The 18,404-nt window shown below is 65.7% G+C and carries 20 protein-coding genes; 13 read left to right on the top strand and 7 right to left on the bottom strand.

All coding sequences use genetic code 11. The features are described from left to right. Positions 1 to 5: 5 nt before the first annotated feature. The 6 genes from astA to CCZ28_RS00705 form a co-directional block, all read right to left on the bottom strand. Positions 6 to 1,013, bottom strand: a complete 1,008-nt coding sequence (astA, locus tag CCZ28_RS00730) for an arginine N-succinyltransferase (protein ID WP_140215084.1) — start codon at positions 1,011 to 1,013, stop codon at positions 6 to 8. Between the two features lie 26 nt (positions 1,014 to 1,039). Further along, positions 1,040 to 2,059, bottom strand: a complete 1,020-nt coding sequence (gene aruF, locus CCZ28_RS00725) for an arginine/ornithine succinyltransferase subunit alpha (RefSeq protein ID WP_140215082.1) — start codon at positions 2,057 to 2,059, stop codon at positions 1,040 to 1,042. 62 nt (positions 2,060 to 2,121) lie between these two features. Continuing rightward, positions 2,122 to 3,342 carry an aspartate aminotransferase family protein gene (locus CCZ28_RS00720; RefSeq protein WP_140215080.1) on the bottom strand — a complete coding sequence of 407 codons (1,221 nt, stop codon included), beginning with the start codon at positions 3,340 to 3,342 and terminating at the stop codon, positions 2,122 to 2,124. A gap of 190 nt (positions 3,343 to 3,532) precedes the next feature. Further along, the gene (locus tag CCZ28_RS00715; protein WP_140215078.1) at positions 3,533 to 3,997 is read right to left on the bottom strand and encodes a hypothetical protein; all 465 of its coding nucleotides are present in this window, start codon (positions 3,995 to 3,997) and stop codon (positions 3,533 to 3,535) included. A 134-nt stretch (positions 3,998 to 4,131) separates the two neighbouring features. Then, the gene (pdxH, locus tag CCZ28_RS00710; RefSeq protein WP_140215076.1) at positions 4,132 to 4,779 is read right to left on the bottom strand and encodes a pyridoxamine 5'-phosphate oxidase; all 648 of its coding nucleotides are present in this window, start codon (positions 4,777 to 4,779) and stop codon (positions 4,132 to 4,134) included. Between the two features lie 83 nt (positions 4,780 to 4,862). Beyond that, positions 4,863 to 5,693, bottom strand: a complete 831-nt coding sequence (locus CCZ28_RS00705; protein ID WP_140215074.1) for an OmpA family protein — start codon at positions 5,691 to 5,693, stop codon at positions 4,863 to 4,865. A gap of 271 nt (positions 5,694 to 5,964) precedes the next feature. Between CCZ28_RS00705 and CCZ28_RS00700 the strand changes: the two genes are divergently transcribed. Then, entirely contained in the window at positions 5,965 to 6,768 is an 804-nt protein-coding gene (locus CCZ28_RS00700; protein ID WP_140215073.1) for a formate/nitrite transporter family protein, read from the top strand. On the opposite strand, the gene CCZ28_RS00695 is transcribed toward CCZ28_RS00700, so the two are convergent. Continuing rightward, on the bottom strand, positions 6,754 to 7,683 hold the full coding sequence (locus CCZ28_RS00695) for a helix-turn-helix domain-containing protein (RefSeq protein ID WP_140215072.1): 930 nt from the start codon (positions 7,681 to 7,683) through the stop codon (positions 6,754 to 6,756). The genes CCZ28_RS00700 and CCZ28_RS00695 overlap by 15 nt on opposite strands. A 343-nt stretch (positions 7,684 to 8,026) precedes the next feature. Here CCZ28_RS00695 and CCZ28_RS24345 point away from each other — a divergent pair, with 343 nt between their 5' ends. The 12 genes from CCZ28_RS24345 to CCZ28_RS00640 all read left to right on the top strand — a co-directional run bounded on the left by CCZ28_RS24345 (position 8,027) and on the right by CCZ28_RS00640 (position 17,687). Continuing rightward, entirely contained in the window at positions 8,027 to 8,179 is a 153-nt protein-coding gene (locus CCZ28_RS24345) for a hypothetical protein (RefSeq protein ID WP_167509189.1), read from the top strand. A gap of 33 nt (positions 8,180 to 8,212) precedes the next feature. Beyond that, the gene (gene oxdA / locus CCZ28_RS00690) at positions 8,213 to 9,268 is read left to right on the top strand and encodes an aliphatic aldoxime dehydratase (RefSeq protein WP_140215071.1); all 1,056 of its coding nucleotides are present in this window, start codon (positions 8,213 to 8,215) and stop codon (positions 9,266 to 9,268) included. Between the two features lie 45 nt (positions 9,269 to 9,313). Next, positions 9,314 to 10,177, top strand: a complete 864-nt coding sequence (locus tag CCZ28_RS00685; protein ID WP_140215070.1) for a transporter — start codon at positions 9,314 to 9,316, stop codon at positions 10,175 to 10,177. Positions 10,178 to 10,351: 174 nt separating this feature from the next. Beyond that, entirely contained in the window at positions 10,352 to 10,831 is a 480-nt protein-coding gene (locus CCZ28_RS00680) for a group I truncated hemoglobin (RefSeq protein ID WP_140215069.1), read from the top strand. A 93-nt stretch (positions 10,832 to 10,924) separates the two neighbouring features. Next, positions 10,925 to 12,439, top strand: a complete 1,515-nt coding sequence (locus CCZ28_RS00675; protein ID WP_140215068.1) for an amidase — start codon at positions 10,925 to 10,927, stop codon at positions 12,437 to 12,439. Positions 12,440 to 12,503: 64 nt separating this feature from the next. Further along, complete coding sequence (gene nthA / locus CCZ28_RS00670; protein ID WP_140215067.1) at positions 12,504 to 13,097, top strand: nitrile hydratase subunit alpha; 594 nt, start codon at positions 12,504 to 12,506, stop codon at positions 13,095 to 13,097. Positions 13,098 to 13,278: 181 nt separating this feature from the next. Further along, positions 13,279 to 13,941, top strand: coding sequence for a nitrile hydratase subunit beta (gene nthB, locus CCZ28_RS00665; protein ID WP_140215066.1), 663 nt, complete (start codon positions 13,279 to 13,281; stop codon positions 13,939 to 13,941). Further along, positions 13,938 to 15,200 (top strand): GTP-binding protein, encoded by a 1,263-nt coding sequence (locus tag CCZ28_RS00660; RefSeq protein ID WP_140215065.1) that lies wholly within the window; start codon positions 13,938 to 13,940, stop codon positions 15,198 to 15,200. Before nthB (CCZ28_RS00665) ends, CCZ28_RS00660 begins: the two co-directional genes overlap by 4 nt. 59 nt (positions 15,201 to 15,259) lie before the next feature. After that, positions 15,260 to 15,874 carry a nitrile hydratase subunit alpha gene (gene nthA, locus CCZ28_RS00655; RefSeq protein ID WP_140215064.1) on the top strand — a complete coding sequence of 205 codons (615 nt, stop codon included), beginning with the start codon at positions 15,260 to 15,262 and terminating at the stop codon, positions 15,872 to 15,874. Positions 15,875 to 15,890: 16 nt separating this feature from the next. Continuing rightward, positions 15,891 to 16,544: a nitrile hydratase subunit beta gene (nthB, locus tag CCZ28_RS00650; RefSeq protein WP_140215063.1), complete on the top strand. Its 654-nt coding sequence runs from the start codon at positions 15,891 to 15,893 to the stop codon at positions 16,542 to 16,544. Next, on the top strand, positions 16,541 to 16,963 hold the full coding sequence (locus CCZ28_RS00645; RefSeq protein ID WP_140215062.1) for a nitrile hydratase accessory protein: 423 nt from the start codon (positions 16,541 to 16,543) through the stop codon (positions 16,961 to 16,963). The genes nthB (CCZ28_RS00650) and CCZ28_RS00645 overlap by 4 nt, the downstream gene beginning before the upstream one ends. A 46-nt stretch (positions 16,964 to 17,009) precedes the next feature. After that, positions 17,010 to 17,687 (top strand): energy-coupling factor ABC transporter permease, encoded by a 678-nt coding sequence (locus CCZ28_RS00640; RefSeq protein ID WP_140215061.1) that lies wholly within the window; start codon positions 17,010 to 17,012, stop codon positions 17,685 to 17,687. Positions 17,688 to 18,404 lie beyond the last annotated feature (717 nt).

Below are 18,404 nucleotides of genomic sequence, written 5' to 3'. Positions count from 1 at the left end.
TCTCCTCAGGGCATCAGCCGCACGGCACGGACCTGGGCGCCGGCCATCAGCCGCAACTCGCGGGCAGTGGCCAGGTCCACCACCAGGGTGCCCGCGGCCAGCCGGGCGCGGGCGCTGGTGATGCGGCAGTCCTGGCACTTGCGGTTATGGACCAGGTAGACCTCGGCATCATCGCCCGGCGTGCCCACGGCCAGCACCAGACGCTGGCTGTCGCGGATCGCTCTGACCTTGGCGGTCTCAGCTTCCAAGGTAGGGCCGGCATCGAAGATGTCGACGTAGCCCTGGTAATTGAACCCCTCGGCCTCCAACAGCCGGCGCGCGGCCTCGGTGTCCGGGTGTACCCGGCCGATCACCTGGCGCGCCTCGGGGGTGAGGAAGCAGGTGTAGAGCGGGAAGCGCGGCATCAGCTCGGCGATGAAGCCGCGGTTGCCGATGCCGGTGAGGTAATCCGCCTGGGAGAATTCCATCTTGAAGAAGTGCCGGCCCAGGCCTTCCCAGAAGGGCGACTGGCCGTTGCTATCGGACATGCCACGCAGCTCGGCGATGAGGCGCTCGGCGAACAACTCGCGGAATTCGGCGATGAACAGGAAGCGCGACTTGGACAGCAGGCGCCCCGCAGCCCCGCCACGGCGATCGGCGCGCAGGAACAGTGAGCAGAGTTCGGAGCTGCCGGTCATGTCGTTGGCGAGGAACAGCGTGGGAATCTGCCGGTGGATGTCCAGCTCGCGCGAGGCGCTCACCGTCAGTCCGACGCGGTAGTTGTACCAAGGCTCGCGCAGGCCCAGGGCAGCGGCGATGCCGGCGATGCCGATGACCTCGCCGTCGTCTTCCAGGGCGAAGAGATAATCCGCATCGGCGGGCTGGGCCTGCTGCAGGAAGCTGCGCTCGGCATTTTCCACCCGCTGCAGCAGACGCTCTTCGCTGGCGGGCAGCGTGGTGAGGCCGGCGCCGGCCGCTTGCGCCAATTGCAGCAGCGCGGGCACATCGGCACGGGTGATGGGACGGACGATCATCGGACCTCCAAAGACGCTAGGATCGGCTACAGCGCTACCAGACGGACCCGATCGCCTTCGGCGATTTCCAGGGCGGCGATCTGCTCGGCGGAAAGGGCAAGGGTCTCGCCGGGTGCCCAGCGCAGCGGCGTGGCCAGCGCCCGGAAGTTCTCCAGGCCGTCGTTGGCGATGAGGAACCATGGCGCATCGTCAGCGGCCGGCTCGCCTTCGCTGACTGGCGCCAGACGACTCTCGGCAATGGAACGGATGGCGGTAGTACGGGCGTGCAGGGTCGGGCCGCCATCGAAGATGTCGATGTAGTTGTCGGTCTCGAAGCCTTCGCGACTGAGGATGTCGAAGGTGATCTGGGCCCGCGGATGCACCTGGCCCATGGCCTCCTGGGCGTTGTCCGGCAGCAGGGGGACATAGAGCGGATAGGTCGGCATCAATTCGGCGAGGAAGGTGCGGCTCTTCTGCCCGGACAGGCGCTCGGCCGCGGCGTAGTCCAGGTCGAAGAAGTTGCGCCCTACCCCGTTCCAGAACGGCGATTCGCCGGCGTCGTCCGACAGACCGACGATCTCCACCACCACCGACTCGGCGAACCGCTCCGGATGGGCGGCCATGAACAGCAGCCGGGCACGGGAGTTGAGTTCGGCGTGGGGGGTATCCAGCAGCGGTCGCTGGACATAGAAGCTGCTCAGGAGGCTGTTGCCGGTCAGGTCGTGACAGAGCGACAGCACATGCACCTTGTTATGGATCTTCAGCTCGCGCGAGGCGTGGATGAAGGTCTCGTTGCGAAAGCTGTAGAAGGGCTCGGAAAAACCGGCCGAGGCGACGATGGCCGAACACCCCAGCAGCTCGCCGCTGGCAGTGTCTTCGAGCACGAAGAAATAGCTCTCCTCGCCGTGGAAGCCCACCTCGGCCGCCAGCGACGACTCCGAGGCGCGGATCTTGTCGCGCAGGCGCTCGGGGTTGTCGGGCAGCGAGGTGACGCCGACCGGGCTATCTGCGGCGAGCCGCTGGACCAAAGGTAGGTCCGCCGCGCGCGCAGGGCGCATTACCAGCATGAGAACTCCTTGTGTACGGATCCATCCCTGGATGCGAGCGGTACGCGTCCCGCGTCCGGAGATTAGCCTTGCGTGAGGCGCGCCAGGGCGCGATCCAGGCGCACCAGACCTTCGTCGATATCGGCCTCGGGAATGATCAGGCTCGGCGCGATACGCAGCACGTCCGGACCGGCTTGCAGGATCATCAGGCCCTCCTCGTTGGCGGCGGTGACGATGTCCTTGGCGCGACCCTTCCAGCTGTCGTTGAGTACCGCGCCGATCAGCAGGCCCATGCCGCGGACCTGCTCGAACAGACCGTAGCGGGCGTTGAGACGCTCCAGGCCCGCGACGAAGCGTTGGTGCCGGGCAGCGACGCCGCCCAGGGTCTCGGGCGCGGCGACGATGTCCAGCAGCGCGGCGCCGACGGCGCAACCCAGCGGGTTGCCACCATAGGTGCTGCCGTGTACGCCGGCGCTGAAATGCTTGGCGAGTTTGTCGGTGGTCAGCATGGCCGCCAGCGGGAAGCCGCCGCCGATGCTCTTGGCGGTGGTGAGGATGTCCGGCACCACGCCGTAGTGCTGATAGGCGTAGAGGTGACCGCTACGGCCCACGCCACTCTGTACCTCGTCGAAGATCAACAGGGCGCCATGGGTGTCGCACAGGCGACGGGCGCCTTCGAGGTAGGCCTGGTCGGCCGGCAGCACGCCACCCTCGCCCTGGATGGGCTCGAGGATGACCGCGCAGGTCTTGTCCGACACCACGGCTTCGAGGGCCGCCAGGTCGTTGTAGGGCACATGGCGGATGCCTTCGATCTTGGGACCGAAGCCATCGGAATACTTGGGCTGACCACCCACGCTGACGGTGAACAGGGTACGGCCGTGGAAGCTGTTGGTGGCAGCGACGATCTCGTAGCGGCTGCCGCCACTCACATCGTGGCCATAGCGGCGGGCCAGCTTGCAGGCCGCCTCGTTCGCCTCGGCACCGGAGTTGGCGAAGAACACCCGGTCGGCGAAGGTGTGGTCCACCAACTTGCGCGCCAGGCGCAGGGCGGGCTCGTTGGTGTAGATGTTGGAGACGTGCCAGAGCTTGCCGGCCTGCTCGGTCAGGGCATTGATAAGCGCAGGATGTCCATGCCCCAGGGCACTGACGGCGATGCCGCCGGCAAAGTCGACGTATTCGCGGTCGGCCTGGTCCCAGACGCGGGAGCCCTCTCCTCGCACCGGGATGAACGCGGCAGGGGCGTAGGTCGGAACCATCACCTCGTCGAAGGCGGCGCGTTGCACATTGGGTTGAGCAGCGGACATCGGGGTACTCCTGCCGATCACGGCGGTCACTGAAGGGGATTGTAGGACGAGCCATTAGGGCGGCATTGCGCCCAGGCGACAACTATTTACGGACGAAAACGCAAACGGGCGTCCGATTCGCAGTCTAGCGATTCGGCCGCCCGTTCTGGAAGGGTGTGGACGTATCTGTGTGGTGAATACGCCCTGAAGATCAGTTGGGCGCGACGCGGCTGGTGCCGTCGACGGTCAGGATGCGCACGCGTTCGCCGACGCGGAACATCTCACCCTTGCTCACCGCCTGGACGTAGGCGCGGGTGCTGCCATCGTCTTCCTTCACGGTGATCTCCACGCCGTTGGCCTTGGTGAAGCCTTCCTCGGTCGCCGCGCCCAGCAGACCGCCAGCCACCGCACCGATGATGGCGGTGACGAAGCTGCCACGACCGCCGCCGATGGCACTGCCGCCGATCCCGCCGACGACGGCGCCTGCACCAGCGCCAATGGGCGACTGGGTGCCTTCGATAGTCACCGGACGTAAGGCGGTGATAGTACCGGTGCGGACCGTTTGAACCTGCCTGGCCTCAGCGCGCGAATAGACATCGCCGGACTGATTGGAGACGCAACCGGCCAACAGAGCGACGGCGGTCAGCGAGGCGGCGAGTTGGAAGATTCTTTTCATAGCGCTACTCCGAAGGCAGTTGAAAGACACTGGATCGCACTGGGCAGGCCCTAGGATGCGGATCGCCATTACCCTTGACCCAGAGTACCTGGGGAGGTTTCCGGCGACTGTAAAGACGCTACCTTGCGAATCCCTTAAGGTGCCAGGCGCTGGCGCTGCCAAGCGCCCTCGACCCACTGGTAGTCCAGCCGATCATGCAGGCGACTGGAGCGCCCTTGCCAGAACTCGATGCGCCGGGGCTTGAGGCGATAGCCACCCCAGAACGGAGGACGACTCGGCTCACCATCGGCGAAGCGCTCGTGCACGGCGGCTAGACGCTGCTCCAGCTCATGGCGATCGGCGATGGGCTGGCTCTGGGGCGAGGCCCAGGCGCCCAGCCGACTGCCCAGGGGACGTACGCGATAGTAGGCGTCGGACTCTTCGCCGGACACCTGTTCCACCGTCCCTTCGATACGTACCTGACGCTCCAGCGCCGGCCAGAAGAAGGTCATGGCCGCGCGCGGCTGGGCGGCCATTTGCTGGCCCTTGGCGCTGTCGTAGTTGGTATAGAAGACGAAGCCCTGGGCATCGACGCCCTTGAGCAGCAGCACGCGACAGTGGGGCTGCCCCTCGGCATCGACGGTGGCGAGCCAACAGGCATTGGCTTCGACGGGAGGTTGCTCGGTGCGCACCGCCTCTTCGAACCACTGGCCGAAGAGTGCATAGGGATCGGTGGGCGCCTGAGCTTCGGTCAGGCCGTCGCGGGTGTAGTCGCGACGCATATCGGCGAGGGACGGTGACATGGTGGGTCTCCTGCTGGATCGTTATCGACCTAGCTTAACCAAGTCCCGCCCCGGTCGCCTGCTTCAGGACAAGCTTTGCCGAACTAGCGTGCGGCCAGGGACTGCAGGCTGGCCAATACGGTAGCGCGCGGTTGGATCAGCACCTCGACGCGACGATTGGCAGCGCGACCGGCCGCGGTGGCGTTGTCGGCACGCGGATGGGCAGCGGCCAGGCCACGCACGATCAGGCGATTGCCGCTGTAGCCGCTGAGGCGGAAGATCGCTGCCACGGCTTGCGCACGCTGCAGGCTGATCTTGTCGTTGAGCGCCGCGGCGCCGGTGCTGTCGCTGAAGCCGAGCACGATGACGGCGCTGTCGTCGTCGGTGCTGACCGACTTGGCGGAGCGCGACAGCGGGCCGAGCATCGCCGGCAGCAGCAGCTCGGCGCGATCCGGGTTGAAGGAGCCGTCCACCGGGGTCACCAGTACCAGGGCGTCGTCACGACGCTCGACCCTGACGTTGCTGCCAGCCACGGCGACGCGCAGTTTCTGCTCGTGCTCATCCAGCCAGGCCTTGCTGACCTTGACCGGTACCGGCTTAAGGGCTTCCGCCTGGGCGACGGGCTTGACGTCATCGCCGCCGAACGGCCACCACCAGTGGCCACCCTTGGTGTCGGCCGCCGCGGCCTGCTCGGGCTTGGCGGCTGGCGCCTTGGCCGTGACCTTGGGTTCGGCCTTGGCTACCGGCTTGACCGGCTCGGCAGGCTTCTCGCTACCGCCGAAGGGCCACCACCAGTGGCTGCCGCTGGCAGCGTTGCTGGCTTGGGCGTTAGCGGGCTTGGCAGGCGTAGCAGCCTGGTCGCCATGACCTTGGAAGGAACTGCAGGCGGATACGCCCATGCAGAGGATAAGGGTGGTGGATTTGATCAGCTTCATGCAAAGTTTCCCATCGGCGAGCCGGAGGACGAGTGAATCCAGCGCCCCGGCCAGAGCCGCAGCGCAAGCGAACTTAAAGTAGTTTCGAGATTGTGGCCGCAAACCTACGCCGCGCAAAGCGGCGGAGTCACGAAATTTGCGTGCGCGCCGACCAGCGGCAGGGGTAGGTATGTCATAGCATCAGCCTATGACCTCTATAGCCAACGCCACCTTGTGACTGCTGTTACAACCTTCTTACAGTCCGCGCGTCGTTCCCCTCCCCCGAGTCACCATGTCTCTGAATACTCCCAAGGAAATCGCGCTTCTCGCCGTGCAGGCAGGCGTCGCCAAGAGTCGGCTGTCCATTGGTAATCTGCTGGTGCTGGGTTTTCTCGCCGGCGCCTTCATTGCCCTGGGTTTCCTGTTGGACATCCATGTCATAGGCACCCTGCCCGGCAGTTGGGGCTCGCTGAGCGCCCTGCTCGGGGCGATGGTGTTTCCGCTGGGTCTGATTCTCACCGTGCTGGCCGGCGGCGAATTGCTCACCGGCAATATGTTGCTGCTGCCCATGGCCTGGTTCGCCCGGCGCATCCGCCTGCTGGCGGTCCTGCGCAACTTCTTCTGGGTGACCCTGGCCAATCTGCTCGGCGCGCTGGCGGTGGCCTACTGCTTCGGACACCTGCTGGGGCTCACCGAAGGCGCCTTCCTGGCCAAGACCACCGCCATCGCCCAGGCGAAGACAGCCGCCAGCTTCATGCAGGCGTTCATTTCCGGGGTGGGCTGCAACTGGCTGGTATGCCTCGCCGTCTGGCTGGCCTTCGCCGGTAAGGACGTGACCGGCAAGATCCTGGCGATGTGGTTCCCGATCATGGCCTTCGTCGCCATCGGCTTCCAGCACGTGGTGGCGAACATGTTCATCCTGCCGGCCGCCGTCTTCGCCGGGACACTGGAGTGGGCGCAGCTGCTGCCCAATCTCGGCGCGGTGTTCCTCGGCAATCTGGTCGGCGGCGCGGTGTTCGTCGGCCTGGGTTATCACCTGGCCTACCGGCCGGGCAAGCAGGCGGCTGAGCGCGAGGGTGCGTCAGTGCCGCTGTAGCAGCGAGTGGGGCGCGACCCCAAAGGCTTTGCGAAAGGCGCGGCTATAATGCGAGAAATCGGAAAAGCCGAAATCCAGCGCTGCCTGGGACACGCTACGGCAACGGCCCTGCTCCATGGCCTGGCGGCTGGCCAGGAGCCGCTCCTGGAGAATCACGCTCATCAGGGTTTTCTGATGACGGGCAAAGGCCCGGGTCACGGTGCGAGTCGAGACGTGGTGCGCCTGGGCGACGCTCTCCAGATTCAGTTGCGGATCGCTAAGATGTCTCAGGACATGGTTCATCAGCCGGGGATAGAGATCCCGCTCAGCCACGGCCCGCTCCGAGCCCTGCAGTTCGAGACTCAGCACCAGCAGGTCGAGCAGGGTCTGGGAGAAGCGCAGGGCGTAGGTTTCGTCTTCCAGCGCCGGCGAGCCATCGGCGGCCTGACGCAGCATTTCCCGCAGCGGCACGATGCCAGGCCGGGCTTCGTCGAGCACCGTGGCGGTAAGCCGCTCCACACCCGGTAACCGGGTACTGAGCAGGTAGCGCGGAATGCGCACCAGGCGGTTGTCGCCGCCGAGGCTGAAATCGAAGGCCTGATCGGCGTCGTAGAGAAACAGGCGATTCGGCGCCAAGACCGCCTGCCGTCCGCCCTGCTCCAATTGCCCATGACCGCCTTGGCTGAAGCCGAGCCAGAGATCGTCGTCGGGCCCGGTCCGCAGGTGGTTGGCAGTACGGCGCCAGTGGTGCAGTGGCGCGGACAGCGTGCAGACGTCCAGCAAACCCAGCGGCGTTACCTGGAGTCGGGCGTCGAAGTCCAGTCCGGACTCATGCCGGCTGGATGCCGGAATGCAATGCCGGCAGACCACTTCTTTCCAGTACTCGAAGCGCCGTTCCGCAGAAACGACCAGGGTGGAGTAGCGCGTGCTGCTCATGCTGCTCATCCTCATTGTGACCGACCCCATCGGGCAACGAAGACGGCAACAACCATGCCATCCCCGGCCTAGACGGCTTAGCGCCATTGCCTCGGCACGCCACCCGCACGGCCTGAAGGCCGCCAGGTGGCTATCGCTACCTAGCTCTCGCCCATCCGCCGCTTGCCGACGCTGCACCCAAGGCAGGCAGCGGCCACGCCCGCCGGTTCCGCTTTGGTGCAAACCGCGGCGGATCGCTCCTGCTGTCCCTCCCAGTCAAGCACCTGTCCGGCTGAAACAAGCCGGTCCAGACGGCTGCGCCTTACCTTGGCTACCAGCGAAACCTAGACCCGCAGGTATCGAGATGATCAGCACTGCTCCCCCTCTTTCAACCGCCGAATGGGCCAGTGCTCATCCCGGCGAGCTGGTGGCCGAAGAAGCCATGGCGCTACTGATCGTAACGGCCTGGCAGCACCTGGTGCTGCGGCTGAGAAGCCGAACCAGGGTTCGCTGGTAACAGCCTATCCAGCCGCGTTTCGAGGAGTTCACCATGGAATCCGCCATCGCCAAGCACCTGCAATGCCCCCGTACCTTGAGTCGTCGCGTGCATGACGAGTACGAGCCGCCCTACCCCATGTTCGTCGCCCGCGCAGGCGAGGACCTGACTCAAGTCGTCATGGCCTACTTAGGCGTGCAGTTCCGCCAGGAACGGCGTGCTGCGGCCTTGCAGGCACTCCGTACCCTGGTGGCCAGCTTCGCGGCCGCCGACGGGCCCGGCAATCACGATCTCACCTATCACGAAGATGCCCAGGGCTACGGCAACTTCATCGTGGTGGGTTATTGGCGTGATCCCGCCGCCTACTGTCGCTGGCTGCGTTCGCCTGAGGTCGCCGACTGGTGGGCGGCCGACGCCCGCCTGCAGGAAGACCTGGGGTATTTCCGCGAGGTGATAGCGCCGCGAGCCGAGCAGTTCGAGACGCTGTATGCCTTCACGGAGGATCTGCCCGGGGTCGGCGCCCTGATGGATGGCATCAGCGGTGATATCCAGGAACACGGCTATTGGGGCTCGGCGCGGGATCGCTTTCCGGTCTCCCAGACCAGTTGGATGCAGCCCGACGCCGAGCTCCAGGTGATCTCCGGCGATCCCCAGCAGGGCGGACGGGTGGTGATCCGCGGCCACGACAACCTGACGCTGATCCGCTCTGGCCAGGATTGGGTCGAGGCCGGCCAGGAAGAGCGCGACATCTACTTCAATGAGCTGCTGCCGCCGCTGCAGGCGGGCATGGATTTCCTGCGCGATGAAGGCCAGGCACTCGGCTGCTACAGCAACAGATTCGTCCGCAACATCGATCTGGACGGCAATCTGCTGGACATCGCCTACGACATCGGCCACTGGCACTCGCTGGACAAGCTGGAGCGCTGGGCAGAGTCCCATCCGACGCACCTGCGCATCTTCACCACCTTCTTCCGGGTGATCGGTGGCCTCTCCAAGCTGCGGCTGTACCACGAGGTGTCGGTCGCGGACGGCAACAGCCAGCAGTTCGAGTACATCAACTGCCACCCCGCCACGGGAATGCTGCGCGACGCGCGTCCCCTATCGGCCTGAAGCCCATCCTGACGCCAACCCTCTCACCGAAAAGGACCTTCCACCATGAAGACGCTCCGCTATGCGCCTCTGGCGCTGCTGCTCGCCAACCAAGCCCAAGCGCTCGAGGTGGCACCCGGCGACTACGAACAGCTCCCAGCCGGTACCAATCTGGGCGTGCTCTATTACCAACATGCGACCACCGACCGCCTCTATGCCAAGGGTCACCAGGTCCAGTCCGACGCCCGACTGACCTCGGACATCGGCATCCTGCGTCTGGTCCATGTTCTCGGACTGAGCGATACCGTCACCCTGGATCCGCAGGTGCTGTTGCCTTTCGGCCATCTCGACGCCAGCGGCGATGTCGCGACCTTGGGCAGTACCAATGGCACCGGTGACCTCATCTTCGCCGCGCCGCTGCGTTGGCGGCTCAACCCGGCGCGCGACATCCTCGCCATCACGCCCTATCTCTACGCCCCCACGGGCAGCTATGACCGCGACGACGCGCTCAACCTTGGCGAGAACCGCTGGAAGCTCGATCTCCAGGCCGCCTACGTCAAGCACTTCAACGACAAGTGGGCGATGGATCTGGTCGCGGACGCCATCTGGTACGGCGACAACGACGACTACGGCTCTTCAGGCGTGCGGCGCGAGCAGGACACGTCCTATGCCGTCCAGCTCATGGGCCGCTATCAGTTCGATGCGCGCACCAACTTCGGGCTCGGCGTCGGCCATAACTGGGGCGGTGAAAACCGGATCGCTGGGGTCGCCCAGGACGACCGCACGAAAACCACCAATTTCCGCGTCACCGCCACGACCTTTCTCACCGCCACCGACCAGGTGCAGCTCCAGCTGGGGCGCGACCTGGCGGTCGACAACGGCTTCCGCGAGGACTTCCGGATGAACTTGCGCTACGTCCACGTTTTTTGATGAGCGCAGGACAAGGCGAGCGGGTCCTCGCGGGCACCTGCAGTCCCTCTCGGACAACTGCCTGTCCTTCCCAGCCAAGCCTGCCCGCCTCGATCTGCCCTAGTGTGAATGCAGCCACGGAAATCCGGGCGGCGACCAGAAGACGACCCACCGTATCGATTTAGGAGAGAACCCATGACCAGCGCACTACAGCCTTCACTCTACGAACGCCTCGGCGGCTATGACGCCATCTATAGCTTCGCCGGCCTGATCCTGCGCAAGTGCATGGAACATCCGGCCATCGGGCATATCTGGAGTCACATGTCCGAGTCGACGTTCCAGAAGGAACACATCAACTTCGTCGACTTCCTGTCCGAGCACTGGGGCGGCCAGGCCAAGTACCGCGGTCGGGACATGGTGACCGCCCACCGCGGCATGGGCCTGACCGAAGTCCACTGGCAAGCGGTCTTCGAATGCCTCGACGCCTGCTACGAAGACGCCAAGGTGCCGGCCGACATCCGCGAAGAGGTCAACGCCTTCCTGACCAAGTTCAAGCCGGCGGTCATCGGCAGCCCGTCGTATCGCGACGTGGTCCTGGCCCACCCCGAAATGGACGTAGCCAAGGGCATGCAGAGCGTAGGCATCACCTGGCCAGCGCCAGGCAAGAAAGGCTAGCGCCAGACCCTCACCGCTCCGCTCGCCGGAGCCTGCGAAACCTCTTCGAAAGCCCGCCGCCGGACGGTAGCGGCGCAACTAAAGGACACCCACATGGCCATCACCCGCCCCACTCCCGCCCAACTCCAGGCCCTTGCCGGGCGTCTGCACATGCAGTTGAGCACCGACCAGGCGCAGGATTACCTGGCGCTGATGCAGGCTAGTTTCGACGCCTACGACCTGATCGACGATCTCCCCGACGAAGTCCCGCCGGTACGCTTCGCCCGCGGCGCCGGCCACCGGCCCGTTGCCGCGGAAAATCCGCTCAACGCCTGGTACTACCGGGCCGAAGTCCAGGGTGCCAGCAGCGGCAAACTGGCCGGGCGCACCGTGGCGCTCAAGGACAACATCGCCCTGGCCGGGGTGCCGATGATGAACGGCTCCACCACCCTCGAAGGCTTCGTACCGAGTTACGACGCCACCGTGGTGACCCGCCTGCTGGAGGCCGGCGCCACCATCCTGGGCAAGGCTACCTGCGAGCACTTCTGCCTGTCCGGCGGCAGCCACACCTCGGATCCGGCGCCAGTGCACAACCCTCGTCGGCATGGCTACAGCGCCGGCGGCTCCTCGTCCGGCAGCGCCGCCTTGGTGGGCGCCGGGGTGGTGGACATGGCCATCGGTGGCGACCAGGGCGGCTCCGTCCGTATCCCCTCGGCCTTCTGCGGCACCTATGGCATGAAGCCCACCCACGGCCTGGTGCCCTACACCGGGGCCATGCCCATCGAGGCGACCGTGGATCACCTCGGCCCCATCACCGCCAACGTGGCCGACAACGCCCTGATGCTGGAAGTGATCGCCGGCGCCGATGGCTTCGATCCGCGCCAGTACGCGCCGCCGGTGGCCCCCTATACCCAGGCCCTGGAACGCGGGGTGGCAGGCCTGCGCATCGGGTTGCTCAGCGAAGGTTTCGGGCTGGCCAACCTGGATCCGCGGGTGGCGGACCGGGTGCGAGAGGCCGCCGCGCGGCTGGAAAGCCTAGGCGCCCGGGTCGAGGAGGTCTCGGTACCCGAGCACCTGCTGGCCGGCGCGCTCTGGCAGCCCATCGGCTGCGAGGGCCTTACCGCCCAGATGATGCACGGCAACGGCATGGGCTTTAACTGGAAGGGTCTCTATGACGTCGGCCTGCTGGATGCCCACAGCGCCTGGCGCGAGCGGGCCGATGCGCTGTCGCCCACCCTCAAGCTGTGCATGTTCGTCGGCCAGTACGGTCTCGAGCGCTATCGCGGGCGCTTCTACGCCAAGGCCCAGAACATCGCCCGTCGGGCCCGGGCCGGCTATGACCAAGCCCTGGAGCGCTACGACCTGCTGCTGCTACCCACCCTGCCCATCGTCGCCCAGCCGCTGCCGCCGGCGGATGCTCCGCTGGCCGAATACGTCGCCCGCGCCTTCGAGATGATCGGCAACACCGCTCCCCTCGACATCACCGGTCATCCGGCCATGTCGCTGCCGTGCGGCACCGTGGATGGCCTGCCGGTCGGGGCGATGTTGGTGGGCCGGCATTACGCCGAAAGCACGATCTACCAGGCCGCCGCGGCCTTCGAGGCCAGCGTGGACTGGCGAACCCTGTGAGCGTGCAGCCCCACCCCACAACCAAAGTGTTTTTCCCAACCGTGTAGATCGAAGGAGTGACCCGATGAGTACCTCTGCATACCAAACGTCCACACCCGGTGAGCGCGCCTGGGCGCTGTTCAAGGTCATGAAGGACAAGAACCTGATTCCCGAGGGCTATCTGGAAGGCATGAACGACCTTATGTCGAACCAATTCGACCCGGCCAACGGCGCCCACGTGGTGGCCAAAGCCTGGGTCGACCCCGAGTATCGGGATCTGCTGCTGCGCGATGGCACGGCCGCCTGCGCCCAGTTCGGTTATACCGGCCCCCAGGGTGAGTACATCGTCGCGTTGGAAGACACCCCGACGGTCAAGAACGTAATCGTCTGCAGCCTGTGTTCCTGCACCAACTGGCCAGTCCTTGGGCTGCCGCCGGAGTGGTACAAGAGCTTCGAATTCCGTGCCCGGCTGGTCCGCGAGGGCCGCACCGTGCTGCGCGAACTGGGTACCGAGCTGCCAGCGGGCATGACCGTCAAGGTCTGGGACACCACGGCGGAAACGCGTTACCTGGTCCTGCCGATGCGCCCCGCTGGCACCGAGCACCTGAGCGAGGAGCAACTGCGCGGCCTGGTGACCAAGGACGTGCTGATCGGCGTCGCCCTGCCCGGCAAACCCTGAAACCCAACGCACGCTCTCGCCTGCGAGCGACACGCCAAGCCTGGGCAGCCCCAGGAAACGGCCAGGGCAGCGAGACAGGCTGGCGCTCCAGAAGGGTTACCTGGCGGCCATGCCGACGCACAACAGAGCGTGATCAGTCTCGAGAACAGCCCGGCATCATTCAGCTATTGGAGACAATTTCATGAACGGTTTTCACGATCTCGGCGGATTCCAGGGTTTCGGCAAGATTCCGCACACCATCAACACCCTGAGCTACAAGCCGGTATTCAAGTACGACTGGGAACACCTGGCCTACGGCCTGATGTTCGTCGGTGTCGATCAACTAAAGAAATTCAGTGTCGATGAGGTGCGCCACGCCGTCGAGCGGATCGACGTTCGCCAGCATGCCAATACCCTTTATTACGAACGCTACGTTATCGCCACTGCCTCGCTGCTGGTGGAAACCGGCGTGCTGACCCAGGCCGAACTCGACGAGGCCCTGGGCTCACCCTTCAAGCTGGCCAATCCGGCACTCTCCAAGGGTCGCCCGGCCATCACCGGCCGACCGTCCTTCGAGGTCGGTGATCGGGTCGTGGTGCGCGACGAACACGTCACCGGCCACATCCGCATGCCTGGCTACGTGCGTGGCAAGCAGGGCGTCATTCTGCATCGGACCACGGAAACCTGGCCCTTCCCCGATGCCATCGGGCATGGCGATACCAGCGCCGCTCACCAGCCCACCTACCACGTAGAGTTTCGGGTGAAGGATCTTTGGGGCGATGCCGCCGACGACGGCCTGGTGGTGGTCGACCTGTTCGAAAGCTACCTGGACAAGGTGACCGAGCCATCGGAAGCGAGCGCATGAGGCGAGCAAACGCCTCGGCTCGCCTGCCGGTGACGGTGCTCTCGGGCTTCCTGGGCGCAGGCAAGACCACGCTGCTCAATCATGTCCTGCGCAATCGCGCAGGCATGAAGGTGGCCGTGATCGTCAACGACATGAGCGAGATCAACATCGACGCCAACGAAGTGCAACGTGGCGTCGAGTTGCAGCGTGGTCGCGACGAACTGGTCGAGATGAGCAACGGCTGCATCTGCTGCACGCTGCGCGCCGACTTGCTGGAGCAGGTCAGCGCCCTCGCCCGGCAACAGCGCTTCGACTATCTGCTGATCGAGTCCACGGGAATCTCCGAACCCATGCCGGTGGCCGAGACCTTCGCCTTTCTCGATCAGTCCGGGTTCAGCCTGAGCGAGCTGGCCCGGCTCGACACCCTCGTCACGGTGGTCGATGGCAGCCGTTTCGCAACACTCCTGGACTCGACGGACAGGGTGCTCAGCGGCGGAACCGAAGAGGGCTCACCACGACCCTTGTCCGATCTGCTGATCGAACAGGTGGAGTATGCCAACGTCATCCTGGTCAGCCGCCATGATCAGATCGGCGACAGCGGCTTTGCCCGCTTGCAGGCCCTGTTGGCGGCGTTGAATCCCACTGCGCGGATCCTGCCCATGACGCAGGGTGAGGTGGACCTTGCGGCCATCCTGAACACAGGTCGCTTCGATCTGCCGAGTCTGGTCCGCGCGCCAGGTTGGAACAGACGGCTGGAGGCTGGCGACCAACATCCGGCGGAATCGGATACCTACGGCATCGCCTCCTGGGTCTATTGCGAACGCGCGCCCTTCCATCCCGGACGCCTCCTCGCCTGGCTGGAGAAATCCTGGCGCAACGGCCGACTGTTGCGCTGCAAGGGTTATATCTGGCTCGCCCACCGCTACCGGGACATCGGCATGCTCGTGCAAAGCGGTGGGCGCTTCGAATGGGGCTACGTCGGACGCTGGTGGCAGTTCATCGCCGCCGCAGAGTGGCCGCAGGATGACTACCGACGGCAGGCCATTCTGGCGAAGTGGAACGAGCAGACCGGTGATTGCCGGCAGGAGATCGTCTTCATCGGGCAGGCGATCGACTGGGCAAGGCTCAAGGAGGAACTGGACGCCTGCCTGCTGGAGGTCACGGAGATAGAAGCGGGCCCCGATGCCTGGACACGGCTCACCCACGCCGGTGAATTCGAGGCCGGAGTCGTCCAGGACAGTCACTCGATGACGGTAGATCCTGCCGCCCACGCTTCTTGACTGATTAGAACTGATAACCCGCGAAGAAAGCAGCTCACCCAACCTTGGAGAGACCCGCCATGACTGACGCCCACCACGATCACACCGAGCCGCCGGAAGACGTCGCCCTGCGCGTCAAGGCGCTGGAATCGATACTGCTCGAGAAGGGCCTGATCGATCCGGTCGCCATGGACGCCCTGATCGATACCTACGAGCACCAGATCGGCCCGCGCAATGGCGCCCAGGTGGTGGCCAAGGCCTGGGCCGATCCCGAGTACCGCCGTCGCTTGCTGGAGGACGCCACCGCCGCCATCGCCGAGCTGGGCTTTTCCGGCGTCCAGGGCGAGGACATGGTGGTGGTGGAGAACACCCCGGCGGTGCACAACGTGACCGTTTGTACCCTCTGCTCCTGCTACCCCTGGCCGACCCTGGGGTTGCCGCCCGTCTGGTACAAGTCCGCGCCCTATCGCTCGCGCATCGTCATGGACCCGCGCGGGGTATTGGCCGAGTTCGGGCTGAGCATCGCCGCGGACCGGGAGATCCGCGTCTGGGACAGCAGCGCCGAACTGCGCTACCTGGTGCTGCCGCAGCGCCCGGACGGCACCGCTGGCTGGAGCGAGGAGCAACTGGCCGCCCTGGTCACCCGCGATTCCATGATCGGCACCGGGCTGGCACTGACGCCCGCGGCCGCCTAGCAGAGGAGCTTCGCCCATGAACGGTATCCACGATCTCGGCGGCATGCACGGCCTCGGCCCCATCGCCCCACCCGCCAGCGAGCCGGTGTTCCATGCAGAGTGGGAGCGGCGGGTGTTCGCGCTCTTTCCTTCGCTGTTCGTCGGCGGCTATTTCAATGTCGACGAATTCCGTCACGCCATCGAACGCATGGCGCCCAGCGAGTACCTGGAATCGAGCTACTACGAACACTGGCTGCACGCCTTCGAGACGCTCCTGCTGGAAAAGGGCGTGATCAGCGTCGAGGAGCTGCAAGGCCAGGCCAAGCCGACAGCGCCGACCCAGCCGGTCACGGTGCTGACGCCCGAGCTGGTCCAGCCGGTGGTGCTGGGCGGGGCCTCGGCCCGCACCACCCATGGCGAGCCGGGACGCTTCCAGCTTGGCGATCAGGTGCGCACCCGCAATCTCAACCCTGAGGGCCACACCCGCCTGCCGCGCTATGCCCGCGGCAAGCTCGGCACCATCGAACGGGTGCAAGGGCTGTTCGTCACGCCGGACACCGTCGCCCATGGGCTGGGCGAACAACCGCAGCAGGTCTACGCGGTGCGCTTCAGCGCCCGGGAGCTCTGGGGCAACGACAGCTCCGATTCCATCTGCATCGATCTGTGGGACAGCTATCTGGAGGCGGTATGACGACTCCTGTACTCGAACAGCCCCTGTCGCCCAGTGGAGAGGGCCCGACCTTCGACAGTCCCTGGCAGGCCCAGGCCTTTTCCCTAGTGGTTCATCTGCACCGCGGTGGGCTCTTTCCCTGGCAGGACTGGGTGGCGATCTTCAGCGTCGTAATAAAGGAAGCACCGGCTACCGCCACCGAAAGCGTCAACGACGCCTACTACCGGCAATGGTTGCTGGCGACGGAGCGCCTGGTGGAAAGCCTGGGCCTGACCACGGCGGCGGCCATCGCCGAGCGTACCGAAGCATGGCGCCAGGCCTATCTCAACACGCCCCATGGCCAGGCGGTGGCCCTGAGCCACGCCAGCTGTCCGCCGGCCACCGGGCACCACCACCACCCGCCTCGCCGCGCGCCCGTAGCCGTCAGCCAGGCGCACTAGCACTCCCCCCACCCTTGCGCCGCCCCATGGCGGCCTGGAGATCGTCATGCATATCGAACCTGGACTCGTGGATGCCGGCAAGATCGGCCTGAGCTACCTGACCGCCGCCGGTGCCGGCGCCTACGGCCTGAAACTGCTGGGAGCGACGCTACGCGAACGTGGCCTGGTGTCGCTGCTGGCACGCAGCCTGGCGACCACCGCCTTGGTGTTCGCCTTCTTCGAGGTGCTGCCGCATTACCCGGTCGGCGTCTCCGAGGTCCATCTCATCCTCGGTTCGACACTGTTCCTGCTCTTCGGCGCCGCGCCCGCGGCCCTGGGCCTGGCCTTGGGCCTGTTGCTACAGGGCCTGTTCTTCGCCCCCTTCGATCTGCCGCAGTACGGCATGAACGTCACCACCCTGCTGGTGCCCCTGTTCGCCACGGCGGCGCTGGCCAAGCGCCTGATCGCCCCCGGTACGCCCTACGTAGCCCTCACGTACCGCCAGGCGCTGGCGCTGTCCACCGCCTTCCAGGCCGGCATCGTCGCCTGGGTGGCCTTCTGGGCGCTCTATGGCCAAGGCTTCAGCAGCAGCAACCTGGTCGCCATCACCAGCTTCGGGGGTGCCTATCTGAGTGTCATCCTGCTCGAACCCCTGGTCGACCTGGGGGTACTGGCCCTGGCCAAACGCGCCACTCACCTGCAAGGCCATGCCTTGCTCGAACGCCGCCTCTATCAAACCGCTTGAACGAAGGACTGCCTACCCGGCGCCAGGGTTGGCGCCGCGGCGGGTCACAAGGAGTTGCCGATGGACCTTTTCAGTCGCACTTTCTATCGCCAGCTCGACGGCCTCATCAACGCTCTGGAGAGTGGTGCAAGAGCGACCCCGCTGGCGACGGCGGACGCCAGGCTGAAACGGCTGGAAACCGCCATCGACCAGCAACTCGCCGAGCGGCTGGACCTCGTCCAACAGGTCAGGGTACTGCAGCTGCAGACGGAGCAACTGGATGTTCAACGCCAGGATTTGCAGCGGCAGTTGACCTTGGCCGAGCGACGTTGGCAGCTGGTCGCTCCTGCCAACGGGGCCTGTTGGGAACTCAGGCTACCCGCCCCTGGCCAGGGGCAGGATGAACCAAGGCTGCGCTGGTCGGCAGACATTCCCGGTCTCGGCGTCTTGCCAACTCGGTTGCAGGCCTGGCTGGAGCTGATCCATCCGGACGAGCGCGCGGAGATCCGCAACGCCCTGCTCACCCCTCAGGGATCGAACCCATTCAGCTTCGAACTGCGCCTGGCAGAGGGCGCTGGCACTTATCGAGGCTTCACCTTGCACGGTCGACGCCTCGCTGGCGCCCCGGGGGAGGCACCGCTGCTCCTGGGCACGCTGCAGGACGTTCACGAGCAGCGCAGCCGCGACCAGGCCCATGCCCTGCTCAAGACCCGCTTCGATATCGCCCGCGACTGTATC

This window comes from Pseudomonas oryzihabitans, assembly GCF_006384975.1.
Classification (GTDB): domain Bacteria; phylum Pseudomonadota; class Gammaproteobacteria; order Pseudomonadales; family Pseudomonadaceae; genus Chryseomonas; species Chryseomonas psychrotolerans_B.
Note: the sequence above shows the minus strand (reverse complement) of the source record. Positions and strands in the feature narration are given on the sequence as shown.

What these genes read in the sequence shown, in the direction of transcription:
- CCZ28_RS00705 (WP_140215074.1), bottom strand. Translation starts at nt 5,693, where the DNA reads ATGAAGCTGATCAAATCCACCACCCTTATCCTCTGCATGGGCGTATCC.
- nthB (WP_140215066.1), top strand. Translation starts at nt 13,279, where the DNA reads ATGAACGGTTTTCACGATCTCGGCGGATTCCAGGGTTTCGGCAAGATT.
- nthA (WP_140215067.1), top strand. Translation starts at nt 12,504, where the DNA reads ATGAGTACCTCTGCATACCAAACGTCCACACCCGGTGAGCGCGCCTGG.
- CCZ28_RS00640 (WP_140215061.1), top strand. Translation starts at nt 17,010, where the DNA reads ATGCATATCGAACCTGGACTCGTGGATGCCGGCAAGATCGGCCTGAGC.
- CCZ28_RS24345 (WP_167509189.1), top strand. Translation starts at nt 8,027, where the DNA reads ATGATCAGCACTGCTCCCCCTCTTTCAACCGCCGAATGGGCCAGTGCT.
- CCZ28_RS00715 (WP_140215078.1), bottom strand. Translation starts at nt 3,997, where the DNA reads ATGAAAAGAATCTTCCAACTCGCCGCCTCGCTGACCGCCGTCGCTCTG.
- oxdA (WP_140215071.1), top strand. Translation starts at nt 8,213, where the DNA reads ATGGAATCCGCCATCGCCAAGCACCTGCAATGCCCCCGTACCTTGAGT.
- aruF (WP_140215082.1), bottom strand. Translation starts at nt 2,059, where the DNA reads ATGCTGGTAATGCGCCCTGCGCGCGCGGCGGACCTACCTTTGGTCCAG.
- nthB (WP_140215063.1), top strand. Translation starts at nt 15,891, where the DNA reads ATGAACGGTATCCACGATCTCGGCGGCATGCACGGCCTCGGCCCCATC.
- CCZ28_RS00720 (WP_140215080.1), bottom strand. Translation starts at nt 3,342, where the DNA reads ATGTCCGCTGCTCAACCCAATGTGCAACGCGCCGCCTTCGACGAGGTG.
- pdxH (WP_140215076.1), bottom strand. Translation starts at nt 4,779, where the DNA reads ATGTCACCGTCCCTCGCCGATATGCGTCGCGACTACACCCGCGACGGC.
- astA (WP_140215084.1), bottom strand. Translation starts at nt 1,013, where the DNA reads ATGATCGTCCGTCCCATCACCCGTGCCGATGTGCCCGCGCTGCTGCAA.
- CCZ28_RS00675 (WP_140215068.1), top strand. Translation starts at nt 10,925, where the DNA reads ATGGCCATCACCCGCCCCACTCCCGCCCAACTCCAGGCCCTTGCCGGG.
- CCZ28_RS00685 (WP_140215070.1), top strand. Translation starts at nt 9,314, where the DNA reads ATGAAGACGCTCCGCTATGCGCCTCTGGCGCTGCTGCTCGCCAACCAA.
- CCZ28_RS00695 (WP_140215072.1), bottom strand. Translation starts at nt 7,683, where the DNA reads ATGAGCAGCACGCGCTACTCCACCCTGGTCGTTTCTGCGGAACGGCGC.
- CCZ28_RS00645 (WP_140215062.1), top strand. Translation starts at nt 16,541, where the DNA reads ATGACGACTCCTGTACTCGAACAGCCCCTGTCGCCCAGTGGAGAGGGC.
- CCZ28_RS00660 (WP_140215065.1), top strand. Translation starts at nt 13,938, where the DNA reads ATGAGGCGAGCAAACGCCTCGGCTCGCCTGCCGGTGACGGTGCTCTCG.
- CCZ28_RS00700 (WP_140215073.1), top strand. Translation starts at nt 5,965, where the DNA reads ATGTCTCTGAATACTCCCAAGGAAATCGCGCTTCTCGCCGTGCAGGCA.
- nthA (WP_140215064.1), top strand. Translation starts at nt 15,260, where the DNA reads ATGACTGACGCCCACCACGATCACACCGAGCCGCCGGAAGACGTCGCC.
- CCZ28_RS00680 (WP_140215069.1), top strand. Translation starts at nt 10,352, where the DNA reads ATGACCAGCGCACTACAGCCTTCACTCTACGAACGCCTCGGCGGCTAT.